18 protein-coding genes and 1 tRNA gene are annotated in these 20,535 nt (G+C 56.8%); 11 read left to right on the forward strand and 8 right to left on the reverse strand.

Going from position 1 to position 20,535, the window contains the following annotated elements:
• The first annotated feature begins 16 nt into the window (after nucleotides 1-16).
• Together B3M52_RS05685 and B3M52_RS05690 are read left to right on the forward strand one after the other, a co-directional pair.
• Complete coding sequence (locus B3M52_RS05685; protein ID WP_036207982.1) at nucleotides 17-292, forward strand: acylphosphatase; 276 nt, start codon at nucleotides 17-19, stop codon at nucleotides 290-292.
• 11 nt (nucleotides 293-303) lie between these two features.
• Nucleotides 304-1,251: an AEC family transporter gene (locus tag B3M52_RS05690; RefSeq protein WP_036207984.1), complete on the forward strand. Its 948-nt coding sequence runs from the start codon at nucleotides 304-306 to the stop codon at nucleotides 1,249-1,251.
• Between the two features lie 46 nt (nucleotides 1,252-1,297).
• Here B3M52_RS05690 and B3M52_RS05695 read toward each other — a convergent pair.
• Nucleotides 1,298-1,388 (reverse strand) — tRNA-Ser (locus tag B3M52_RS05695).
• Nucleotides 1,389-1,593: 205 nt separating this feature from the next.
• On the opposite strand from B3M52_RS05695, the gene B3M52_RS05700 reads away from it, so the two are divergent.
• The 3 genes from B3M52_RS05700 (at nucleotide 1,594) to B3M52_RS05710 (ending at nucleotide 5,268) form a co-directional block, all read left to right on the forward strand.
• On the forward strand, nucleotides 1,594-2,124 hold the full coding sequence (locus B3M52_RS05700) for an isochorismatase family protein (protein ID WP_036207985.1): 531 nt from the start codon (nucleotides 1,594-1,596) through the stop codon (nucleotides 2,122-2,124).
• Nucleotides 2,125-2,738: 614 nt separating this feature from the next.
• A complete protein-coding gene (locus tag B3M52_RS05705; protein ID WP_075196818.1) occupies nucleotides 2,739-3,800 on the forward strand; it encodes a Glu/Leu/Phe/Val family dehydrogenase in 1,062 nt (353 codons plus the stop codon).
• Nucleotides 3,801-3,861: 61 nt separating this feature from the next.
• Nucleotides 3,862-5,268, forward strand: coding sequence for a sodium-dependent transporter (locus tag B3M52_RS05710; protein ID WP_286749109.1), 1,407 nt, complete (start codon nucleotides 3,862-3,864; stop codon nucleotides 5,266-5,268).
• A gap of 4 nt (nucleotides 5,269-5,272) precedes the next feature.
• On the opposite strand, the gene B3M52_RS05715 is transcribed toward B3M52_RS05710, so the two are convergent.
• From B3M52_RS05715 to B3M52_RS05725, 3 genes are read right to left on the reverse strand one after another with little or no spacing between them, the layout of a single operon-like run.
• Nucleotides 5,273-6,463 (reverse strand): MFS transporter, encoded by a 1,191-nt coding sequence (locus B3M52_RS05715; protein ID WP_286749110.1) that lies wholly within the window; start codon nucleotides 6,461-6,463, stop codon nucleotides 5,273-5,275.
• Nucleotides 6,464-6,472: 9 nt separating this feature from the next.
• Nucleotides 6,473-7,300: a CheR family methyltransferase gene (locus B3M52_RS05720; protein ID WP_036207996.1), complete on the reverse strand. Its 828-nt coding sequence runs from the start codon at nucleotides 7,298-7,300 to the stop codon at nucleotides 6,473-6,475.
• Nucleotides 7,301-7,341: 41 nt separating this feature from the next.
• Entirely contained in the window at nucleotides 7,342-8,274 is a 933-nt protein-coding gene (locus tag B3M52_RS05725; protein ID WP_127401150.1) for a chemotaxis protein CheV, read from the reverse strand.
• A gap of 198 nt (nucleotides 8,275-8,472) precedes the next feature.
• Here B3M52_RS05725 and flgA point away from each other — a divergent pair, with 198 nt between their 5' ends.
• From flgA to B3M52_RS05740, 3 genes are all read left to right on the forward strand, one after another.
• On the forward strand, nucleotides 8,473-9,177 hold the full coding sequence (gene flgA, locus B3M52_RS05730; protein WP_136632845.1) for a flagellar basal body P-ring formation chaperone FlgA: 705 nt from the start codon (nucleotides 8,473-8,475) through the stop codon (nucleotides 9,175-9,177).
• A gap of 178 nt (nucleotides 9,178-9,355) precedes the next feature.
• On the forward strand, nucleotides 9,356-9,682 hold the full coding sequence (gene flgM, locus B3M52_RS05735) for a flagellar biosynthesis anti-sigma factor FlgM (RefSeq protein ID WP_286749111.1): 327 nt from the start codon (nucleotides 9,356-9,358) through the stop codon (nucleotides 9,680-9,682).
• Between the two features lie 7 nt (nucleotides 9,683-9,689).
• Entirely contained in the window at nucleotides 9,690-10,160 is a 471-nt protein-coding gene (locus B3M52_RS05740) for a flagella synthesis protein FlgN (protein WP_036208010.1), read from the forward strand.
• Nucleotides 10,161-10,202: 42 nt separating this feature from the next.
• Here the strand turns inward: B3M52_RS05740 and B3M52_RS05745 are convergent, their stop codons facing one another.
• On the reverse strand, nucleotides 10,203-10,940 hold the full coding sequence (locus B3M52_RS05745) for a hypothetical protein (RefSeq protein ID WP_036208013.1): 738 nt from the start codon (nucleotides 10,938-10,940) through the stop codon (nucleotides 10,203-10,205).
• A gap of 241 nt (nucleotides 10,941-11,181) precedes the next feature.
• On the opposite strand from B3M52_RS05745, the gene B3M52_RS05750 reads away from it, so the two are divergent.
• From B3M52_RS05750 to B3M52_RS05760, 3 genes are read left to right on the forward strand one after another with little or no spacing between them, the layout of a single operon-like run.
• A complete protein-coding gene (locus B3M52_RS05750) occupies nucleotides 11,182-11,799 on the forward strand; it encodes a peptidylprolyl isomerase (RefSeq protein WP_286749112.1) in 618 nt (205 codons plus the stop codon).
• Nucleotides 11,800-11,828: 29 nt separating this feature from the next.
• Nucleotides 11,829-13,742, forward strand: coding sequence for a bifunctional tRNA (5-methylaminomethyl-2-thiouridine)(34)-methyltransferase MnmD/FAD-dependent 5-carboxymethylaminomethyl-2-thiouridine(34) oxidoreductase MnmC (gene mnmC / locus B3M52_RS05755; RefSeq protein ID WP_339665096.1), 1,914 nt, complete (start codon nucleotides 11,829-11,831; stop codon nucleotides 13,740-13,742).
• Between the two features lie 60 nt (nucleotides 13,743-13,802).
• A complete protein-coding gene (locus tag B3M52_RS05760; protein WP_126812834.1) occupies nucleotides 13,803-14,435 on the forward strand; it encodes a CBS domain-containing protein in 633 nt (210 codons plus the stop codon).
• A 25-nt stretch (nucleotides 14,436-14,460) separates the two neighbouring features.
• Here B3M52_RS05760 and B3M52_RS05765 read toward each other — a convergent pair whose 3' ends face one another.
• The 3 genes from B3M52_RS05765 to zipA all read right to left on the reverse strand — a co-directional run bounded on the left by B3M52_RS05765 (nucleotide 14,461) and on the right by zipA (nucleotide 20,394).
• Nucleotides 14,461-17,211: a hypothetical protein gene (locus tag B3M52_RS05765; RefSeq protein WP_126812836.1), complete on the reverse strand. Its 2,751-nt coding sequence runs from the start codon at nucleotides 17,209-17,211 to the stop codon at nucleotides 14,461-14,463.
• Nucleotides 17,212-17,362: 151 nt separating this feature from the next.
• The gene (gene ligA / locus B3M52_RS05770) at nucleotides 17,363-19,393 is read right to left on the reverse strand and encodes an NAD-dependent DNA ligase LigA (protein WP_075196829.1); all 2,031 of its coding nucleotides are present in this window, start codon (nucleotides 19,391-19,393) and stop codon (nucleotides 17,363-17,365) included.
• On the reverse strand, nucleotides 19,390-20,394 hold the full coding sequence (gene zipA / locus B3M52_RS05775; RefSeq protein ID WP_075196830.1) for a cell division protein ZipA: 1,005 nt from the start codon (nucleotides 20,392-20,394) through the stop codon (nucleotides 19,390-19,392). Before zipA ends, ligA begins: the two co-directional genes overlap by 4 nt.
• Nucleotides 20,395-20,535: the final 141 nt, after the last annotated feature.

The following is a 20,535-nucleotide window of genomic DNA, read 5'->3' on the forward strand; positions in this document are numbered from 1 at the left end:
CAGGAGGGATCACGCAATGAGCCACCAGAGACTCACAATGCTGATCAGCGGCAAGGTCCAGGGCGTCTGCTATCGCGCCTCCGCGGCCGACATGGCCAACAGCCTGGGTGTTACCGGCTACGCCAGAAACCTGCCGGATGGCCGCGTAGAAATTGTTGCAGAGGGCTCACCGGCGTCACTGGTTTCGCTCAGACAATGGTGCCGGGACGGCCCTCCCTCGGCAATCGTCGACAAAATTAACACCACCGAAGACTCTGCAACCGGTGAGTTCACTAACTTTGGAGTTCGGTAACCACCGGCTGGATGACACTACTCGGAACATTTCTTCACACCCTTGAGACCACGCTGCCGGTATTCGCCATGGTGTTTATCGGCCTTGGTCTCAAGCGGCTCGGCTGGATCGATACCAACTTTATCAACACGGCGTCGGCACTGGTCTTCCGCGCGACTCTGCCAACCCTGGTATTCCTCAGTATTGTGCGCGCGGACCTGGATACCACCCTCAACCCCGCACTGCTTGGATTCTTCGTAGCCGCCACCCTCGCCAGCTTCCTCTTCTGCTGGCTTTGGGCCATACGTGCCGCACCAACGATTGACCGGGGCGTGTATGTGCAGGGCGCTTTCAGGGGCAACTGCGGTATTGTGGGCCTCGCCCTGGCGGCAAGCCTCTATGGCGACTTTGGGCTTTCCGCCGGGGGCCTGCTCCTGGGCGTGGTCATTATTTCCTACAATGCGCTCTCCGTGGTTGTCCTGACAGCCTACCAGCCGGGTCAGACGGCCAGCTGGGGGCGCATTCTCGGTGATATCGGGCGCAACCCGCTCATTCTGGCGGTGGTCATCGCCGTTCCCTTCGCCTGGTCCGGGTTACAACTGCCGAACTGGCTGATGACCAGCGGTGACTATTTCGCCTCACTTACCTTGCCCCTGGCGCTGATGTGCATTGGCGGCACGCTCTCCTTGAGCGCCATGCGTACCGATCGCAAGCTGGCGATCAGTGCCAGTGTGATGAAGATGGTGACGTTACCGGTATTGTGTACGTTCGCTGCCTGGCTGGCCGGGTTTGAAGGGCGCGAACTTGGGCTGATGTTCCTGTTCTTCGCCAGCCCGACAGCCGCCGCCAGTTTTGTCATGGTCAAGGCGCTGGGCGGCAACGACCGCCTGGCAGCCAATATCGTGGCTTTGACCACGTTAATGGCCAGTGTAACGGTTACGGCAGGGGTGTTTGTGTTGCGGACGGCAGGGGTGGCTTAAGTGACATGCAATAAAAAACCCCAGCATCTCTGCTGGGGTTTTGTATTGGCGGAGAGGGAGGGATTCGAACCCTCGATACGCTATTAACGTATACACACTTTCCAGGCGTGCGCCTTCAGCCACTCGGCCACCTCTCCAATACTCTTTAGATAATTCGTTCCAAATCAGCAACGTCGTCGCTCATTTGAGGGCGCAAACTCTAATGGTTTTGTTCCGGTTTGGCAACTCCAATTTTCAAATCCTTTTCTGACCAACCACGGCGACCACAGAAACCTGATGACCGCCTGTGCGATACTGGCATAGTTACCCAATACCCTAAACACCGCTCGGGGGCGACCCGTTATGATGATGAAAGCCGACGAATCCACGCTGGTACTGATTGACCTCCAGAAAAAACTCATGCCTGTCATCAGCCACGGAAATTTAATGCTGGCAGAGAGCGTTAGACTTGCGCAGATTGCCAAGCTGCTTGATGTGCCGGTGATTGCCACGGAACAGATCCCGGAGAAGCTTGGACACAACGACGAACAGATCAGTGCTCTCGCTGATCAAACCTTGTCCAAGACTCACTTTGATGCCTGCGGTGGAGGGCTGGTGGAGGCCATTGCCGATAACCGGAAACAGGTGGTTATTGGCGGTTGCGAAGCGCATGTATGCCTGTTGCAAACCGCCCTATCCCTCCTCGCTGCGGGTTTTCGTGTATGGGTGGTGGAAAACGCGACCGGCTCACGCCATGACAACGACCGGGATGCTGCCCTGGAACGAATGCAGCAGGCCGGGGCCGTTATCGTAACGCTTGAGATGGTGGCTTTTGAGTGGATGCGGGACTGCGAGCACCCACGTTTCCGGGAAGTTCAGAAACTGATCAAGTGACGAAGCGAATATCACCAATGCTGTCACTGGAATCACATCAGGGTTCCAGTGAGACACATTAGGGAAACTGTTGCTGAATTGGGGCGCCCCAAATATTTACGTTTACGTAAAGTAGATGTATCTGCCTGTTACCGCTGGAATTTTCAAAATCACCAAAAAATGCATGAATTTCAACCATTGACGACGATGTAAAAGCTATCTAGTCTTCTCTCGTTGAGCCCCAAAAGGGTATCAACACATGAAATCATGCCAACCGGCCTATCTGCCGGGGCACAACAACAATATTGACCACGGAAGCCGTGATCCGGCCTGGTGGAAGAGGATTTCAGCATGTCACTGGTAAAACAGTCCCTGAGCATGGGCCCATGCGCCCACACCCTGCAACACCCTACAGCTCCTTTCCTTTCTCTGACGTTTTGTGCATTCCGATCGCTCCGACCGGATCTTTCACGACTATCCACACTCGTGCAATTACCAAATCTGACCGGCAGTTAATCGCGTCCAACACCCGATAGCGATTGAGTTTCGGTAGCGCCCGCAATCTACCCGCCGGCCTCCGTAACTAAGGGCGACTCCCTGTGCAAGAACAACCCGGAGCAAAAGGAATCCAAACAATGACTGTATTTACCCATCCTGAATTCGACCACCACGAACATCTGACGTTTTGCTGCGATCCGGAGACCGGGCTGCGCGCCATTATCGCCGTACACAATACCTCTCGTGGACCCGCTCTAGGCGGATGCCGCATGTATCCGTACGCCAGCGACGACGAGGCTCTGACAGACGTGCTCCGCCTGTCACGAGGAATGACCTACAAGTCGGCGCTGGCCAACCTTGATCTCGGCGGCGGCAAGTCCGTCATCATCGGCGATCCACGCCAGCACAAAACCGAAGCCTTGCTCGAATCCATGGGCCGCTTCCTGGAACAGCTCGGCGGACTTTATATCGCTGCCGAGGATTCGGGCACCAGCGTAGCCGACCTCCAGGTTATGGGCCGCAAAACATCCAATGTGGCTGGTATCAGCGAACGCCCGGGTTTTGATGGCAGGCCCAGCAACGGCGACCCCTCTCCCGCTACCGCCTGGGGCACCTTCGTGGGCATTAATGCTGCCGTTAAGCACAAGCTTGGCCGCAGCGACCTGGAGGGGTTGAATGTGGCGGTACAGGGCATTGGCAACGTTGGTTACCGCCTGGCCCGACACCTCAAAGAAGCAGGCGCGAAGCTTTGGGTCTACGACGTCCACCAGGATCAGATGGATCGCGCAGTGGCAGAGTTGGGCGCCACCCCGGCTACCGCCGACGAAATCCTCTACCTGCCGGTAGACGTGGTTGCGCCCTGCGCCATGGGCGCCGTCCTGAATGATCACTCCATTCGTAAGCTACAGGCCACCATCGTGGCCGGCGCCGCTAACAATCAGTTGGCTACCCCGGCTCATGACCAGGCACTGTTCGAACGTGGAGTGCTCTATGCCCCAGACTTTGTAATCAACGCTGGCGGCATTATCGACGTGTGTTACGAGCGCAAGGGGCCCGACCCCCAGGCCGTCCGCAAACACGTCGATTCCATAGCCAATACCCTGGAGGAGATCTTCCAGCGCTCGGATCGCGATGGCCTGCCCACCGGGCAGATCGCCGATCAACTCGCAGAGGAGCGATTCCGGCATAAATCCCGTTGATGGCGGCTAAACCGCCGCCACTCACTCCCCCGAAAACAAAAACAGTAAGCAGGAGAATACAATGAGTAATGCTTCTTCATCCGCTGAAGGCGGTGCCATAGGCCAGGCGACAGCGAAGCGTGGGCTGTGGTCCTCGCGCCTGGCATTCATACTTGCCGCAACAGGCTCAGCGGTGGGCCTGGGTAATATCTGGAAATTCCCCTACATCACCGGTGAAAACGGCGGTGGTGCCTTTGTTCTGGTTTATCTGCTGTGCATTGCGGCGGTGGGTCTTCCGATCATGATGGCTGAAGTACTAGTCGGTCGCCGTGGTGGTCTCAGCCCCGTCAACAGCATGCGGGCCATAACCGGCCAGGAAGGCCTGAAACCAGCCTGGCGCTGGGTGGCTGCCGTCGGGGTTCTGGCGGGGTTCCTAATTCTATCGTTCTATTCTGTGATTGGCGGATGGGCGATTTCCTATGTGGGCACCGCCGCCACGGGCCAGTTGGCTGGCCAGTCGGCAGAGTCCATAGGTGCCATCTTCTCCGGCCTGTTGGGCGACCCGATGAAGCTGCTTCTTTGGCACACCCTGTTTATGGCGTTGGTCATGGTTGTGGTTGCACGAGGCGTACGTTCCGGGCTTGAGCGTGCTGTCAGTATTCTGATGCCAGCCCTGTTCGTGCTCCTGCTGATTGTCGTGGGCTATGCAATGACCACTGGCCACTTTGGTCAGGCCGTCGCCTTCCTGTTCCAGCCTGACTTCTCAAAGCTCACCACTTCGGGCGTTTTGGTTGCCCTGGGCCACGCGTTTTTCACGCTCAGCCTCGGCATGGGTGTCATGATGGCCTACGGCTCCTATCTGCCAAAAAACATCTCCATCGCCAAAACCTCCGTGACTGTCTCAATCATGGATACCGCCGTGGCCTTGCTGGCCGGGCTGGCTATCTTCCCGATCGTATTCGCCAATGGCCTTGAGCCAGGTGCCGGCCCCGGCCTGATTTTCCAAACCCTGCCACTGGCGTTCGGACAAATGCCCATGGGCAGCCTCTTCGGTACGCTGTTCTTCGTGTTGCTGATCTTTGCCGCCTGGACATCCGGCATTTCCCTGCTGGAGCCGATTGTTGAATGGCTTGAGGAACAGAAAGGTATGAACCGCACGGTGAGTACCGTCGGGGCAGGCATCGTGTGCTGGTTATTGGGTGTGGCCTCCGTGCTTTCGCTAAACCTGTGGTCGGACGTGACACCGCTGGGCATGTTTGCGATGTTCGAAGGCAAAACCATCTTCGACCTTCTGGACTTCCTGACCGCTAATATCCTGTTGCCCCTGGGCGGACTGCTGGTCGCCGTGTTTGTCGGCTGGACAATGTCTCGACAGGCGCTGGAAAGCGAACTGGGCATGTCAGCGGGCACATTCTCGCTCTGGTATCGCGTACTGCGTTACTTCACGCCCGTTGCTGTAGCCATCGTCTTCGTCTACAACCTGGTATAAACATTCAAGCGGGATGCCGGCCCCTATTCTGGGGCCGGCTCATCAGCCAAACGGCCATCAAGACACCGTGTAACACCAGGAACGGTATGGCAATCAGCAACAATCCATTCCAGTCAAACGCCGCCAATACCGCACCAGCACTCAGTGCAGCTGTCGCCTGCGAGCCGAATACCATCAGGTCGTTGAGCCCCTGAACACGGAACCGCTCCTCATCGCGATATCCCTGCGGTAATAGCGTGGTGCCGCCGACAAACAGGAAGTTCCAGCCTACTCCCAACAGGATGAGTGCAAACAGGTAGTGGTGAAAGCTGATACCGCTGAACGCCAGGGCCACACACCCCAGATAGGCCAGCAATCCCAGCCCCATCATCCTCGGAATACCCACCACACGAATGAACCAGCCACTGATCAGCGACGGCAGATACATGGCCATGATGTGAATCTGAATGACCCACTTGGCATCTTCAAGCGGGTGGTCGGCCACTTCCGTCATACTCAGTGGTGTTGCCGTCATGATAAAGCTCATGAGGGCATAACCGATGGCCGCGGAACTGATCGCCGCCCAAATGACCGGTTGCCTCAGGATGTTGGCCATTGGACGACCGCCCTCCCCCAAGGCTTCCCGTACTCGCTCCCCGCTGGCGCGGTACCCGAAAACCAGTACGACCATGGCAACCACCTGCACGGCACTCAATGCAAGCCAGCCGCCCATGAAAGGGTGCTCGGCTTGGCCTCCACCGCCCAAAAGCGCAATTTCCGGCCCCAGCCACGCCGCTACGAGGCCGCCTAAAAGCACCCTGGCTGCTGCGGAGCCAGCCATCTCGGGCGCTACCGACTCCATGGCCGCAAAGCGGTATTGGTGAACCACCGCCAGCCCGGTTCCGCCCACAACCGCCGCAGCGCACAAGAACGGGAAACTCGCACTCCAGGCTGCCAGCGCACCGAACAACCCGGACACCGCACCCGCCAGCGTGCCAAGCAACATAACCGGCTTGCGCCCCAGGCGTTCCATCAGCCACGTAGCAGGCTTTATAGCCAGGACCGTTCCAACTACCACAAGGCCCACGGGCAAGGTTGCCCACTCAGGTGATGGCGCCAGAAGACGTCCGTGAATGCTTCCGATAAAGACGATGAAAGGCGCTGTACACATGGCAAGCGCCTGGGCGGCGACCAGTATCCATACATTGATCGGCATTGGGTGGGCCTATTTCTTGCGGTAGATGATCCCTGGGTGGCACTGCACCATTTCGTAGAGATGAGGCAACCCGTTCAGCGATTCCGATGCTCCCAGTATCAGGTAACCACCGGGATTGAGAGTGGCATGGATACGGGTCAGGATGTCCTTTTTAAGCTCTGCCGAGAAGTAGATCAGTACGTTCCGGCACATAACAATATCAAACTTCCCGAGCATGTAGCGTTCAAGCAGGTTCAGCTCCCTGAACTCCACCATGCTCTTGATTTGCGGTCGGATCTGCCAACTGCCATTCATCGCAGGGGTGAAAAACTGCTTTTGCCGCTCGGGTGACAGGCCCCGGCCAATGGCGATCATTTCGTACTCGCCACGGCGCGCAACCTCTAGAACGCTTTTGGAGATGTCGGTGGCGGTGATCTTCACATCCCGCAGCCTACCCGGCCGCTGGCGACGAAATTCTTCAATAATCATCGCTACCGAATAGGGCTCCTGGCCTGTCGAACAGGCTGCAGACCAGATACGAAGTGACTGCGCTGATTTTCTGTCGCCGAATTCCGGCAGCAGCTTTTCCTGCAGGATGCGGAACGGGTGATTGTCCCGAAACCAGAGGGTTTCATTCGTCGTCATCGCGTCGATCACGACTTCCTTCAAACTGCTACGTCCGGTTCGCTTCACGCGATCCAGCAGATCACCCAGGGTTCTCAGCTCGTTCTCTTCCATGATCCGCCGCAGACGGCTTTTTACCAAATACTGCTTGTTCTCCCCGAGCAAAATGCCACACGCATCCTGCAGGAATGATTTAAAGGCCTCGTATTCCTGTGGCGTTATTTCAGCTTTCATTGGATCTCATTATCGAGTGAGTCGGGAGTAACGGAGGAGCGTCACTGCTCGCGGTCAACAATCTCCATGACCCTTTCAGCCAACTCATCGGGGCTGAACTTAGCCATAAAATCGTCAGCGCCTACCTTCTGCACCATCGCCTTGTTGAACACGCCACTCAGGGACGTGTGCAGCATGATAAATACATCCTTGATTGCAGGCTCATTTTTACACTTGGTGACCAGAGTGTACCCGTCCATTTCCGGCATTTCGACATCGGATATGATCAAACACAGGTGATCGATGGCGCGAGAGCCATCTGCCGTAACTTCTTTTAGGTAATCCAAGGCCTGCTTGCCATCATTTTTTGTCACCACTTCCATACCGATAGCCGTGAGGCAACGCTCGATCTGACGTCGGGCCACTGCGGAATCATCCACGACAAGCACTGGCAGATGACCGGGCACCCGCTCTGAACTGCGGTTGCGAACGTCTTCGGTGACATCTTCCTCAAACGGCGACACTTCAGACAGGATCTTTTCAACATCGATAATCTCAATCAGCTTGTCTTCAAAGTGCGTTACCGCTGTCAGGTAAACGTCTTTGCCCGCCCCCTTGGGTGGCGGCAGGATGTCTTCCCAGTTCATATTCACGATGCGGTCGACACCAGCCACCAGGAAACCCTGGGTTTTTCGGTTGTACTCAGTAATGATCACGAAGCTGGTGGCCATCTCTTCCTTGGGAATACCGGGAAGCCGGATTGACATACCAAGGTCAATGATTGGGATAGTCTCGCCACGAATATGGGCCACGCCCCGAACCATAGGGCGACTGTTCGGCAACGATGACAGCCTGGGGCACTGCAACACTTCCTTGACCTTGAAGACGTTGATGCCGTACATCTGCCGGCCACGAAGGCGAAATAACAGAAGCTCCAGACGATTCTGGCCCACCAGCTGGGTGCGCTGATTTACACTGTCCAATACCCCTGCCATCGTTTATATCTCCCACTCGAAACGTCTTGCTGCCGGCACGCATCTTGCTGCGTTATTCTAAAAAGTCGCGTGGAACCGGCTATGTGCCGGTTTATTGACTCACTCGATAGGCTTAACGGCCGAATCCGGAAATCATTAGGATATTCCTGAACTCGGGGCTTTACCCGGTTAATGACAGCATAGGACAAACTGCCGCGTATGCGCATTACCAATTTCGCCATCATATTGTTATTCGCCGTAACAGCCGGCCCGGCAATGGCCTCCACGACCACGTCCGAACAAATTCAAAGCAGCGCGGAACAATTTCTGGAGGCATTTTCAGAGGCTCAGGCAAACGAAGGCTTTACGGTTTCCCACGATACCGGCCAACTCGACGCACGCCTCTCGCTCGCAACCTGTGATACCCCACTCAGCGTATCGTTCAGCGGCGACCCCTGGAGGACCACCCAACCCTCGCTACTGGTTTCCTGCGAGGGCGAGCGCCCCTGGCGCATGTTCCTTCCGGTATCCGTCACGATAACCGGTGAAGCCATGGTCGCCGCCCGCCCCCTGGGGCGCGGCGAACGACTGACAAAAGCAGCAATACAGTCGGATAACGTGGTGGTGAATTCGATTCGACGGGGCGCAATAACCAATGTCGACCAGTTAGTGGGCATGGAAATGCGCCGCGGCGTGAACGCCGGTACCGTATTTACACCGGATTTGGTGCTGGCTCCGGCAGCGATCGAACGCGGAGACCATGTTATCATCAGCGCCCGCAGCGGAAATTTTTCGGTAAACTCAAGGGGTAAGGCCCTGGCCAGTGCCGGGATTGGAGAACAGGTTCTGGTTGAGAACCTCTCGTCCTCCCGCACCGTGCGTGCCCGTGTGACTGCTCCCGGGCATGTCGAGATTCCCATGTAACCTCGTTCCCGGCATTGATTCACCGGAAACGGCAATCTGTTGCCGGTTTTTTTGAAAGATGACAAGAGTGTCATTTAACTCTTGCAAAAATCGCTAAAGAAACGTCAGGCCATGCCGATAGACAGGTATGAAATTTTGGAGCCGCCCAACGCGGCCGACCAGTTAAGCAGGTAACGTTATGTCAGTTGACTTTAATGGAATAGGCCCAGGCCAGGTCAACACCCAGAAAACCACGGCCGATAAATCTTCCGCTACCCAGAGCACTCAGCCCTCTACAGCTGAGCAGGCAAAGACCCAGGCGCAAGGCGCCCGTGGCGAAAATGTCAATTTGAGCAGCCAGGCGAAGAACCTGAAACAGCTCGAACAAAAGCTCGGCAGTTATCCGGAAATGGACGATGACCGTATCGAGCAGATCCGCTCTGCCCTTGAAAGCGGCTCCTACAAGGTTGATGCGGAGAAACTGGCCCAGAAAATGCATGAGATGGATGAAAGCATTTTCGGGTGAGTAGATCATGGCCGCAATTGATGAACTGAAAGACCTTTTATCTCAGGATATCCGTCAACTCGAATCCCTGGCGGACGTCCTGCAGCAGGAAAAAGCCTGCCTTTCCACATCTGATATCCGTAAACTCGAATCACTGACTGGCGAGAAAAACACTCTGTTGGGTCAGATTCGCGAACGGGCCAAACTCAAAATCCGCCTTCTGGTGTCGATGGGGTTTCGACCTGAAAACGGAGCACCCTCACGGTTTATTCTCAGCGCCGGCCTGTCAGATGTTTACGACTTGTGGCGGGAGGCCGACGAACGCCTTAAGACCTGTCACCAGTTGAATAGCAATAATGGGCGGGTTGTCAGTCACCTTCAGAAGCGCCTTTCACGTCTTACTGATATATTCCGCGGCGTTTCCGGGCACCAGACCCTCTACGGTGCTCAGGGCGAGCAAAAGGCCGTATCACACCGTACCGTTCTGGCGAGCGCCTGACGGCTTCTGGGCTCCGCAAACGTCGGAGCCCAACGCATCCCATCAGCGAGTATAGATCGTCATCTGTGAATCGGGATGGAAGCGGATATTGTCGAGTGCAATGTTCCCCATGGACGGTCCCTGACTGCCGCTGACCCGTATATTGTCCATGCGGATCTGTTCGATCCTTTCCGGGAACGCCAGGGTGAGTCCGCCATCATCACGAACCGTGTAACGGGGAACATCATCCCGATAATGCACACCGGATATCGTAAGATCAGAATCCAGGAAGTTCAGTACCGGCACGAAAATGTTCGCTGTTAGTTTCAGGCCTTCGATGACATCCGGATCAACCTCTCCTGTCCCGTCGTTACTTCCGGTCATGGCAGATACCGTGGCGATACGATCCAACAAGGATTGATCACCCTGCCCCGACACGCCGGCCATCTCGTCATCATTAAGCGGCGCCAAACCGGCACGCTCGTACAATTGCGCGGCGTCCGTAACGTCTCGTGAATCATTCGTGGTGCTGCCAGCGGCAAAACTGACCAATGGCTGAAAAGGCAATACCGCCATAGTGACCAGTGCAGCCGCGTTGCGGTAACGGGATTGGTGCTTGAGAACCCGATGCAACTCGCGCTCGGTAATCCAGCCGGACTGTATAAACACCTCGCCGAGCCGTTGACCGGTCTCATGCTGTAGGCGCAGGCCCTCTTCCAACTGAATTTCGGAAAGGTATCCCCGGTTTATCAGCAACCGACCGAGACGGGATTTTTCTTCGAAGCCCTGACGGATTTTCAAGGTATGCCTCCAATAGCTTCACAGTGATTGCCGTACAACCTGGCCCGGTCAGAGTGCATCAATGCCACTGATGCGATAAAAGGTTAGCTGATAGTCATGAACTCCGCAGGGAATATGCCCGACTTGACAAGTATTATCTGCTAACATCCTGCAACAGACTGGATTCATGGGAACAGTATCGCAGCAAACATTCCCGAAGCTACCTACTATTCCCTGAACTAACTACGTGAGCCATTATAGAATGACAAATTTCGTAAAACCGTTTCGTTATGTGATGCAAATCGCTCTATCTGTAACCTTCATGCTGGGTATCGCCAACTGCCTGGCGGCAGAAGGGCAACAGAATGAGCTGCCCCAGGTGATTATTGAAACCAGCGAAGGTGCCATTGAGGTGACTCTGCGCCCGGACATCGCTCCCGAGACCGTTGAGAATTTTATTACCTATGCCAAAAACGGGTTCTACGAGGGAACGCTGTTCCATAGGGTCATTCCAGGTTTCATGATCCAGGGCGGCGGTTTTGATCAGGATCTAAACCAGAAGCAGACCCGTAGCCCCATCCGGAACGAAGCCAGGCCAACCGCCAAAAACCTTCGCGGAACCATCGCCATGGCCCGCACAAGCTCACCGGACTCCGCCACGTCCCAGTTTTTTATCAACCTGACCGACAATGATTTCCTGAACGCAGGTGTCCGCGGCCCGGGCTACGCGGTATTTGGCAAGGTGACAGGGGGAATGGGTGTTGTGGATGCCATCGCCAGCAAGAAAACGGTGAGATCCCGAGGCATGGCGGATGTACCCCAGGAACCCGTCATTATTCGTAGCGTTTCGGTCCGGCAAACCGATACCGCGGCAGAGTAGCCCATCAAGCCTACTGACCGGATACGACGATTGTGACTGACCCCAGGCTACCGTCCATTGAAACCGCCGACATTGATTGGAGCAGTGGCGCACCCCGCTGTCGCCGCTTTGGCGATGTTTACTTCTGCAGCGAGAACGGCCTTGAAGAAGCGCGGTATGTGTTTATCGGCCAGAACCGGCTTCGCGAACGTTTCTCCTTATTGCCCGCAGCCTCCTCCTTCGTCATCGCGGAAACTGGGTTTGGCACTGGCCTGAATTTCCTCGCAGCCTGGCAAGCCTGGAATGAAACAGCCACACCACGCAACGGCTGCCTGCATTTCGTCTCCGCCGAACGCCACCCGTTGACTCCGGAGGACCTTGCCCGAGCACTTACGATGTGGCCGGAGCTCAAGGTTTACGCTGACCAACTGCTTGAACAATATCCTGCCCCCATCACCGGTACCCATCGCCTGGTACTCGCCGGCGGTCACGTCAGGCTGACCCTGTTTTTCGGCGACGTAGCCGATGCCTGGCGTGAGCTGGATTTTCAGGCGGATGCCTGGTTCCTGGACGGTTTCGCGCCCGCTAAAAATCCGGGCATGTGGACGAGTGAAGTCATCGACGCGATGCCGGGCCACAGCAAGCCCGGCGCGACGATCGCCACCTTTACATCCGTTGGCGAGGTGCGGAGACGGCTGATTGCTGCTGGCTTTGCCATGCGAAAAGCACCCGGATTTGGCCAGAAATGGGACATGTTGACCGGCACACTGGGTGATGCCACCAGCCCCGGAACACCACCAGCCGCGAATGATGTTGAATCCATTGCCATCATCGGCGCCGGGGTTGCCGGCAGCCTGCTCGCCCGGAATCTGGCGGAGCGGGGATTGCATGTCACGGTGATTGACCAGGCTCAAGAGGCTGGAACAGCCGCCTCTGGCAATATCCAGGGTGCGCTGTATGTCAAACTGGGCATTGAGTTCAACGATCAGGCAAAGCTCGGTCTCTCATCGTTGCTGTTCAGTCAACGTTACTATCAACAGTTCGGCGGGGAGCACTGGCATCCTTCCGGGCTTGTTCAACTGGCGCACAGTGATAGCGAGCAAGACCGTCAGAACCGCTTCATCGCCCGCAACGACTATCCAAGCGCCGTATTGCAGCAAATCAGCCCGGAACAGGCGTCTGAGCTTGCAGGCATTCCCCTGACTCGGGGAGGTCTCTGGTTCCCTCGCAGTGGATGGCTTGAGCCCGGCGGCCTTTGCCGGGCATTGATAGAGCACGAGCGGATTTTTCAATGTTTTGGGTTTGACGTCCACCGACTTACTCCCTGCAACGGCAAATGGCATATCGCAGGTAACGGCGAGCAGGATGTTGTGGTCGACAGGGTGGTGATATGCGCCGGCCATCAGACACCGGACCTGATTCCGCTGAAGGGCAGCTTCCGTTTTCGCGCGATTCGAGGGCAAGTAACCCACTTGCCTGCGACGGCGGTGAAGTGCCCTGATGTAGTGGTATGTGGATCAGGGTATCTCAATCCCGCCCACGGTGGCATGACACTGGCGGGTGCCACCTTCGATCTTCATGACTCATCGCCAACCCTTTCCACCGAAAGCCACCGGGATAACCTGTCAATGCTGGATGCGATGGTTCCAGGCGCGGTAGACAGGGATTCGGGCGACGTTGATCCGGCAAAACTCGATGGTAAAGTCGGGTTTCGTTGCACTACCCATGATTATCAGCCGGTCGCTGGTCCGCTAATGGACGCTTACGGGCAACCACTGGAAGGCATCAACCTGTTTACCGGCTTGGGTAGCAAGGGGTTAAGTTACGCTCCCCTGCTCGCAGAATACCTTGCCGACCGGCTCTCCGGGCAGCCTGTCTGCCTCCCCGGATCCCTCGCAAAACGGGTCGCGACGGGCCGCTGCCACCGCGTGGAAATAACAGAGCAGGAAACTATTAGCGCCTGAAGAAATCCAATTGTCTGCCGATAACCGGAGAAGGCCCTGTTGTAACCGGAGCAGATCATTATGTCCATTCATGTCAGTGAACCCGGCAGACCCGTTGGGACGCGCCTGCCGGAGATATTCCGGGGCCGCCGCGTAGGTGACGTTACAGAACTGAGCGAATCCCACAATATCGATGTTCAGCACAGTGAGGCAACCGACGCCGAGTTCCAGCTTGCCGCCCGCTCCGGCCGGCAGCGTGCCATTGAGGAATACGGTGCCGCAGCGTCCGGTGAACCCAAAGAGCGGCGGGCCTACCTGCCGGTATCCCAGATCTGCACCCCTGCCCTGCACTCTCTGCCAGCCACCGCAAGCGTTGCTGACGCGATGGATGCCATGGATGAAAACGGCGTTAACCATCTCGTGATTACCGCAGACGGTAACGTAGCAGGACTCGTGGATCTACGCTGGTTACTGGCCTGGCTCCACGAAACCGATGCGAACGCCATGAGCGCGAGCTTCGTGAATATCGAACTACCAGCCTTCCTGACCTCGTCGCCCGAGACCGATGCCCACCAGTTGGCAAGGCTGATGCTCGCCCACCAACTGAATGCGGCCCTGGTGGTTGATGAGCGGGGCCAGTCAACAGGTATCGTCACCAGCACTGATTACCTGAAGTTGTACGCCAACGCCAGCCGGCACGAGGGTAGCGTATAGCAGTGGGCACATCGCCCGCATTCGATTAATGCAACGGCAGCCCCTCTCCAGTAAACAGCCGAACCTCCCAGGTCTCAGAGGCACCACTGATGATTTTGACCAGGGCCGTTATTTCGTCATCGCGGTAATTTTCCAGCCGTTCTATTTCGCCCTCCGCGCCTTCCAGCGGCAACTGAGTTCTCCATTCCCGGCTGCGGTCAGTGCCATCATCGCTGCTTTCGTCCAGCGAAACTCTCGCCAGGATCGGATGAATCTGGCTGTTTCCTTCGCTCTCGCTGAAATTACCGTTGGTACTTCCTGCAACCAGGATATCCCGGTCGTAAGAGCGCACCGCACGTAGCGACTCAGTGGATGTATCATCCGTGTCATTGAACGTAAAAGCGCGGGTGACATCGCCCAACGCTGTGTAAGACAACGCAAAACCGGCCTGGCTGTTGATCTGACGGCGCTGCAGTGAGCGGTTTCCGTCGCCAGATTCGACGCGATAATTGCCGGTACCCTGGCCCACCAGCCAGACATTGTTGGTCCCGTAGATGCCGTCGGAGAGATCTTCGTTGCCAGAGGTGCCACGCTGCCTGACGTTAATCGTACTGTCTGCGCTGGAGGCGATATAAAAGAACGCGTCTTTTCCGCCAAGTTGGGGTTGGCCACTCACCGCGCCTGAGGAATCCCCGATCAGCAGCGGACTGCTGGTGGACGTACTGCCTCCCACAACCGACTCATCATGCCCTGCCGATCCTACCTGTCTTGTCCAGGCAACCACCGGCACAACCGAGTTGCCGTCAACGGTGGTGTCGATTCTCTGGAGAAAACTGTCCACGCCACCAGCAGCGTTTTCGTTCGGCCACTGGCCATCGGTTTCCCCGGCGTTCACGACGTAACCACCATCTTCATCAATCCCGGTCCATCGGGGAAAATCATCACCGGATGTGCCGGTCACAATGCTCCAAACCGGTACATAACTGTTCGGATCCTGAGCGGTGTCGAAGAAGTAAAGCAGGGTATGAACATCCACACCATTGCCGCCAGGGGCACCGTCCGGTGTCTGTTCACTGCCGAACGACACGACGAATTCGTAGCGGGTAACGTCGTCATCTCCTTCCTTAAAGTTACGTTCGACAAAACCGATAACCGGTTCTCCACCCTGGGCAATAGCGGCCTCTGACAACGGCTGCTCCGTTACTGCCCCTTTCTGCGTGACGATACGCACCCAGGGACGGTCACCATCATCGATACGATAGCCTGCGATGAAAAGGCGACCGTTGTGCCCGAAAGCCGTGTCGGTGGGAACAAAGGCCGCACTGTTGCCCACCTCAAGCGGTGAAGTCAGTTCGTTGATGTTCACCCGCAGTTTGTCGGCATCCGCCGAGGCCGCGAAATTCTCCCTTCCGGACTGATAACGTTCGTCCAGACCCAAAAGAAGGAAACGATCGTTTTCCAGCTGGCCGTTGGTGTAGTCGGCGGGAATGCGGATACGAAAGCGCATCTCCTCAACGCCCTCGGCAAAGGTGAGAAGATCCCCTTCCACCCATTCACCGTCCTCGTCCCGGACCTCCACAAGGAAATCCTCCCCTAGGACCACATCGGAGTCATCATCCTCTCCAAGTTTCACGCTATAGGCACCGGCACGTTCGCCGCTGATTAACGCAACATACTCCCGAACATCACCGACATTAAGCGCATCTCGGGTGCCACCAGCCCCGGTTTCGAGTCGCACTGTTGGCTCGTTGTCCGCAATCCGCAGTAATTCCCTGACCCCGGAATTGGAGCTGCCAAGCCCGGCGAGGCCGGACCTTACCTCGGTCAGTCGGATGTTCAGGGTTTCCAGGGGTTCGGCCTCGGTGTCCTCAATGACTTCCAGGCGGATGTAACATTCGGTGATTCCGGGTTCCAGAGTGATCACCCCCTTGGAGAGGAACCCATCATCGTCTGGCTGATATTGAAGATAGGAAGGCACTGGTAAGGTCGGTTCGCTCTGTGTGCCCAAACCGACAATGTCCTTGCCGATGATCGCCTCATTGTCGTTGGCGGCCCCATTTTCACAACGCTGATGAGGGGGATCAATATCCTCGTCACAGCGTTGTGGATTGAAGCTGGAGTCCAGTTCAAAGGCCACCGACACACGGGTGACAGAAGGCTGATCAAGCAGTACGCGCACAAGAACGGGATAGGTGTCGCTGGTGCGTTGAACGGTTCTAACAACGGCACCATCATCGTCGTACTCGTTCACCTCATATGTCTGGCGACCGATGTCTCCGATCTCCGGAGCCTCGCACCGATTATCCCGTTCTTCCGGCGCCTCGAACGCCTCTCCCTCGGTAAAATCGTCGATGGCCAGGCTGAGCACGTTTTCCCGGACTTCAATGTCAAATGGCTGTGTACCGGCCGCACGGCCATCATTGCCAACCAGAGTGATGTTCTCCGTAGTGCCGAGGTCATCACGGCCTCTCGAGCCACCGGTCAGCCCCGGAACGCCCCGCATGATGACGCCCTGGCGTGCCTTGTTGCTGGTGTCTTCCAGCGCCAGCCAGGACGGTGCATTGGTGAGTGAATAATCGAGAATATCGTCGCTGTCGAAAGCGCCAAAATTGTAGGCGTATTCAACGCCCAGATAAGCTTCGTCCGGCGGTGTTCCCAGAATGTAGGGGTCTTCGGCGTCCTGTTCGGTCTTGCAACCGCCAATGACAACCAGGATCAGTGACAGCAGGGCAAGACAGCCCCCGCGAGGAAAACAGCGAAGAGCACAGGAGAGGCAAGAGAGCGAATCGGCGCGCATGAAAAAGTCCGTTTCAGAGCATTGTTTTTATAGGTGCTTTACACACCGTTACAGAACAAGCTCATGGTAATCAATTTCACGGAGGCAGGATCTGCGCGAGTTCTCAGATTCTGGCCACGGACGAACCATAGTGTGCGCCGTGGCCAGAGGTTTATTCCAGGCCGTGGGTGCCAAGAAATTCGACGAAGGCGGACTCGTCCATCACCGGGACTCCCAAATTCTCGGCCTTCGTCAGCTTCGAACCGGCGGCTTCGCCGGCAACAACACAGGAGGTCTTGCCGGAGACGCTTCCCGCTACTTTGGCCCCAAGGGACTCCAATTTTGCCTTGGCGTCATCCCTCGTCATGTCGGACAGTGACCCCGTCAGTACCCAGGTCTCTCCCTTCAGCGGCTTTTCACTGGCGGTGATCTCTTCGGTCTGCCATTGAACCCCAGCGTCTTTCAGGGCCTGAATGGTTTCCTGGTTGTGGGTCTGGTCGAAGAAACTACGAATGTGGCCGGCGACAATGGGCCCAACGTCAGACACCGACTGCAGGGCATCCTCGTCAGCCTCTCCAATGGCTTCCAGGGTGCCAAAGTGGCTGGCCAGGGCCTTGGCGGTTGCCTCGCCCACCTCCCGGATACCAAGGGCATATAGGAATTTCCAAAGGACCGGGTGGCGGGAGCGATCAATGGCATCGATCAGATTACCCGCGGATTTATCACCCATACGTTCAAGGCCCGTCAAATCGGCTTTCTTTAACAGGTACAGATCCGCAACCGTGGTGACCAGTTCCCGGTCCACCAGAATATCAATCCACTTGTCCCCCAGCCCTTCTATGTCCAGCGCCTTTCGGGATGCATAGTGCCGGATGGCCTCCTTGCGCTGTGCCGGACAGAACAGCCCGCCGGAACAGCGGGCCACTACCTCGCCCTCGATCTGCACAATGTCAGACTGGCATACCGGGCAGGCGTCCGGAAGCTGGACCTCACGGGCATTGTCAGGGCGCCGTTCGGCCACAACCTTGACCACTTGGGGAATCACATCCCCTGCACGTCGAACGAACACTGTGTCTCCGATACGGACACCCAGCCGTTGGATTTCGTCCATATTGTGCAGCGTGGCGTTGCTAACCGTTACGCCTCCCACAAATACCGGCTTGAGCCGGGCGACTGGCGTAATCGCGCCGGTACGGCCGACCTGGAATTCCACGTCTTCAATGACCGTCAGTTCTTCCTGCGCCGGAAATTTCTGGGCAATGGCCCATCGGGGGGCACGGGAGACGAACCCCAACTGCCGCTGCAATGCCAGGCTGTTTACCTTGAAGACAATGCCATCGATTTCATAAGGCAGGCTGGGGCGCTTATCCATCAGCTCATTGTAAGCCTGCAGACAGTCCTCCGCGCCGTTCGCCCGACGCATCTCAGGGTTGATCCGGAAACCCCAGGCACTAACCTGTTGCAGCCCCTCCCAATGGGTGGCAGGCAGCCGGCTTTCGTCCTCAAGCGCGACACTGTAGGCGCACAATTCGAGTGGCCGGCGGGCCGTCACGGTGGGCTTTTTCTGTCTCAGACTGCCGGCGGCAGCATTACGGGGGTTAACAAACGTCTTCTCTCCCTTGTCCGCCAGACGTTTATTCAGGGTTTCGAACCCTTCCCGGGGCATATACACCTCTCCCCGGACCTCCACCAGTTCAGGGACGTTGTCACCACGAAGTCTCAGGGGCACCGACGGGATGGTACGGATGTTGGCGGTGATATCCTCACCTGTATAGCCATCACCGCGTGTAGCGGCCCGGGTCAGCACGCCAGATTCGTAATGAAGACTAACCGCCAGCCCATCCAGCTTGGGCTCGCAGACATACTCAATGTCGTCTTCGGTCTTGAGCCGATCTCTCACCCGGCGGTCAAAGTCCCTCAGTTCTTCATCACTGAACGCATTGTCCAGGGAAAGCATGGGGATACGATGGACAACCTCCTCAAAGGTGGTTTCCACCGATGCCCCCACCCGGCGAGTGGGGGTATCAGGCGTCACAATATCGGGGTATTGCGCTTCGAGGTCCTGTAATTCCCGAAACAGGCGGTCGTACTCGGCATCCGGAACCCGGGGATCGTCCAGAACATAGTACTGATAGTTATGCTCAGTGATGATATCCCGGAGTTCTCCGGCCCGGCTGATAACGTCGGGAGAGGCTTTGGTCATTGTCTGGGGGATCGTTGTTTACGTTCAAATTCGCGGATGCGTTGGCGGCAGTGCTCAATGGTTTGCGGGGTCATCACGCTGCGGCGCTCGTCCTTCAGTTCACCGCCAAGATTGCGCACCACGCACTGCGCCGTTTCCAGCATGAACTCAAAGGCCTGCATGGAATTGGTAGGCCCGGGCATGCTCATAAAGAAACTGATCCCCGGCGTGGACAAGGCTGGCATATCCTCGGGTTTGAAGGTACCGGGCTCTACGGCGCTGGCCACGCTGAACTGCACCGGGCTGGTGGTGTCAGACTGCTCGTGGCGATGGTAGATATCCATGTCGCCATGTTCCAGGCCACAAGCTTCGAACAGCGCCTTGAGTTTGGTGCCCTCGAAATTCTGCTCACTTTTCGCCAACACATTGATAACCACCACTTCCCGGGCCTCCGGCCGGTTGGCTCCGGCGAGGGGCTGCCCGGATTGCCGTGATGTGGCTTCCCGCCTTGCCGTGTCTTCCTCGACCTCGGTGGTTACCGTGGGGGGAATCCCTTTGTCGTCCGGGCCAGAATCCGCTATATCGGTTTCCGGTTCCTCATCTACTGCCCCCCAACCGATGTCAGAATCGTAGTCAACGTCACTGGGTTCACTGGCGGCCAGATTTTCCGGCTCCGGTTCACGCTCTGCAGTCAGCTCTTCGGAGTCATCCTTGGCCGTCGCGGCCGCGCTGCTGACCACCGGCCTGGTCGGTTTGGGCTTGGGCTTGGCGAAACGGCTCTTTTCCGGTTTTACGTAGCCGCGCTCTTCCAGCGTGTCCCGTGAAATGGTTCGCGCCCCACCATTTGGGAGCTCAGGGTTGTAGTCTTGGTCCAACGGGGAATCGTCGAGATCGTCCGCGCCCATGCCAGAGGATATCGCGATTGATTCCTTACGGGCGCGCCTCATCCGGCGCAGGCCATCAATCACAATACCGAGTATAACCAGGGTACCGATGGCAATTAACCATTCCCTAAGAGACATAGTGGTGCTGTCCTGTTTGCAGATCAGATATCGTTGCTACTCTAAGAAAAGCCTGTAATGAATACAACGCAAACACAGGCCAGATGGCAGTTTTGTCATTTTTGCACGAACCTTGACCGCCTGTCCGCCAGCGACATGTCA

Origin of the sequence: Marinobacter sp. UBA2688 (assembly GCF_002352785.1) — a bacterium.
Lineage (GTDB): Bacteria > Pseudomonadota > Gammaproteobacteria > Pseudomonadales > Oleiphilaceae > Marinobacter > Marinobacter salarius.

What these genes read in the sequence shown, in the direction of transcription:
- B3M52_RS05725 (WP_127401150.1), bottom strand. Translation starts at nt 8,274, where the DNA reads ATGGCAGGGGTATTGGACAGTGTAAATCAGCGCACCCAGCTGGTGGGC.
- B3M52_RS05690 (WP_036207984.1), top strand. Translation starts at nt 304, where the DNA reads ATGACACTACTCGGAACATTTCTTCACACCCTTGAGACCACGCTGCCG.
- B3M52_RS05705 (WP_075196818.1), top strand. Translation starts at nt 2,739, where the DNA reads ATGACTGTATTTACCCATCCTGAATTCGACCACCACGAACATCTGACG.
- B3M52_RS05750 (WP_286749112.1), top strand. Translation starts at nt 11,182, where the DNA reads ATGACAAATTTCGTAAAACCGTTTCGTTATGTGATGCAAATCGCTCTA.
- B3M52_RS05740 (WP_036208010.1), top strand. Translation starts at nt 9,690, where the DNA reads ATGGCCGCAATTGATGAACTGAAAGACCTTTTATCTCAGGATATCCGT.
- B3M52_RS05760 (WP_126812834.1), top strand. Translation starts at nt 13,803, where the DNA reads ATGTCCATTCATGTCAGTGAACCCGGCAGACCCGTTGGGACGCGCCTG.
- B3M52_RS05710 (WP_286749109.1), top strand. Translation starts at nt 3,862, where the DNA reads ATGAGTAATGCTTCTTCATCCGCTGAAGGCGGTGCCATAGGCCAGGCG.
- B3M52_RS05700 (WP_036207985.1), top strand. Translation starts at nt 1,594, where the DNA reads ATGATGATGAAAGCCGACGAATCCACGCTGGTACTGATTGACCTCCAG.
- B3M52_RS05685 (WP_036207982.1), top strand. Translation starts at nt 17, where the DNA reads ATGAGCCACCAGAGACTCACAATGCTGATCAGCGGCAAGGTCCAGGGC.
- B3M52_RS05765 (WP_126812836.1), bottom strand. Translation starts at nt 17,211, where the DNA reads ATGCGCGCCGATTCGCTCTCTTGCCTCTCCTGTGCTCTTCGCTGTTTT.
- B3M52_RS05715 (WP_286749110.1), bottom strand. Translation starts at nt 6,463, where the DNA reads ATGCCGATCAATGTATGGATACTGGTCGCCGCCCAGGCGCTTGCCATG.
- ligA (WP_075196829.1), bottom strand. Translation starts at nt 19,393, where the DNA reads ATGACCAAAGCCTCTCCCGACGTTATCAGCCGGGCCGGAGAACTCCGG.
- flgM (WP_286749111.1), top strand. Translation starts at nt 9,356, where the DNA reads ATGTCAGTTGACTTTAATGGAATAGGCCCAGGCCAGGTCAACACCCAG.
- B3M52_RS05720 (WP_036207996.1), bottom strand. Translation starts at nt 7,300, where the DNA reads ATGAAAGCTGAAATAACGCCACAGGAATACGAGGCCTTTAAATCATTC.
- flgA (WP_136632845.1), top strand. Translation starts at nt 8,473, where the DNA reads ATGCGCATTACCAATTTCGCCATCATATTGTTATTCGCCGTAACAGCC.
- zipA (WP_075196830.1), bottom strand. Translation starts at nt 20,394, where the DNA reads ATGTCTCTTAGGGAATGGTTAATTGCCATCGGTACCCTGGTTATACTC.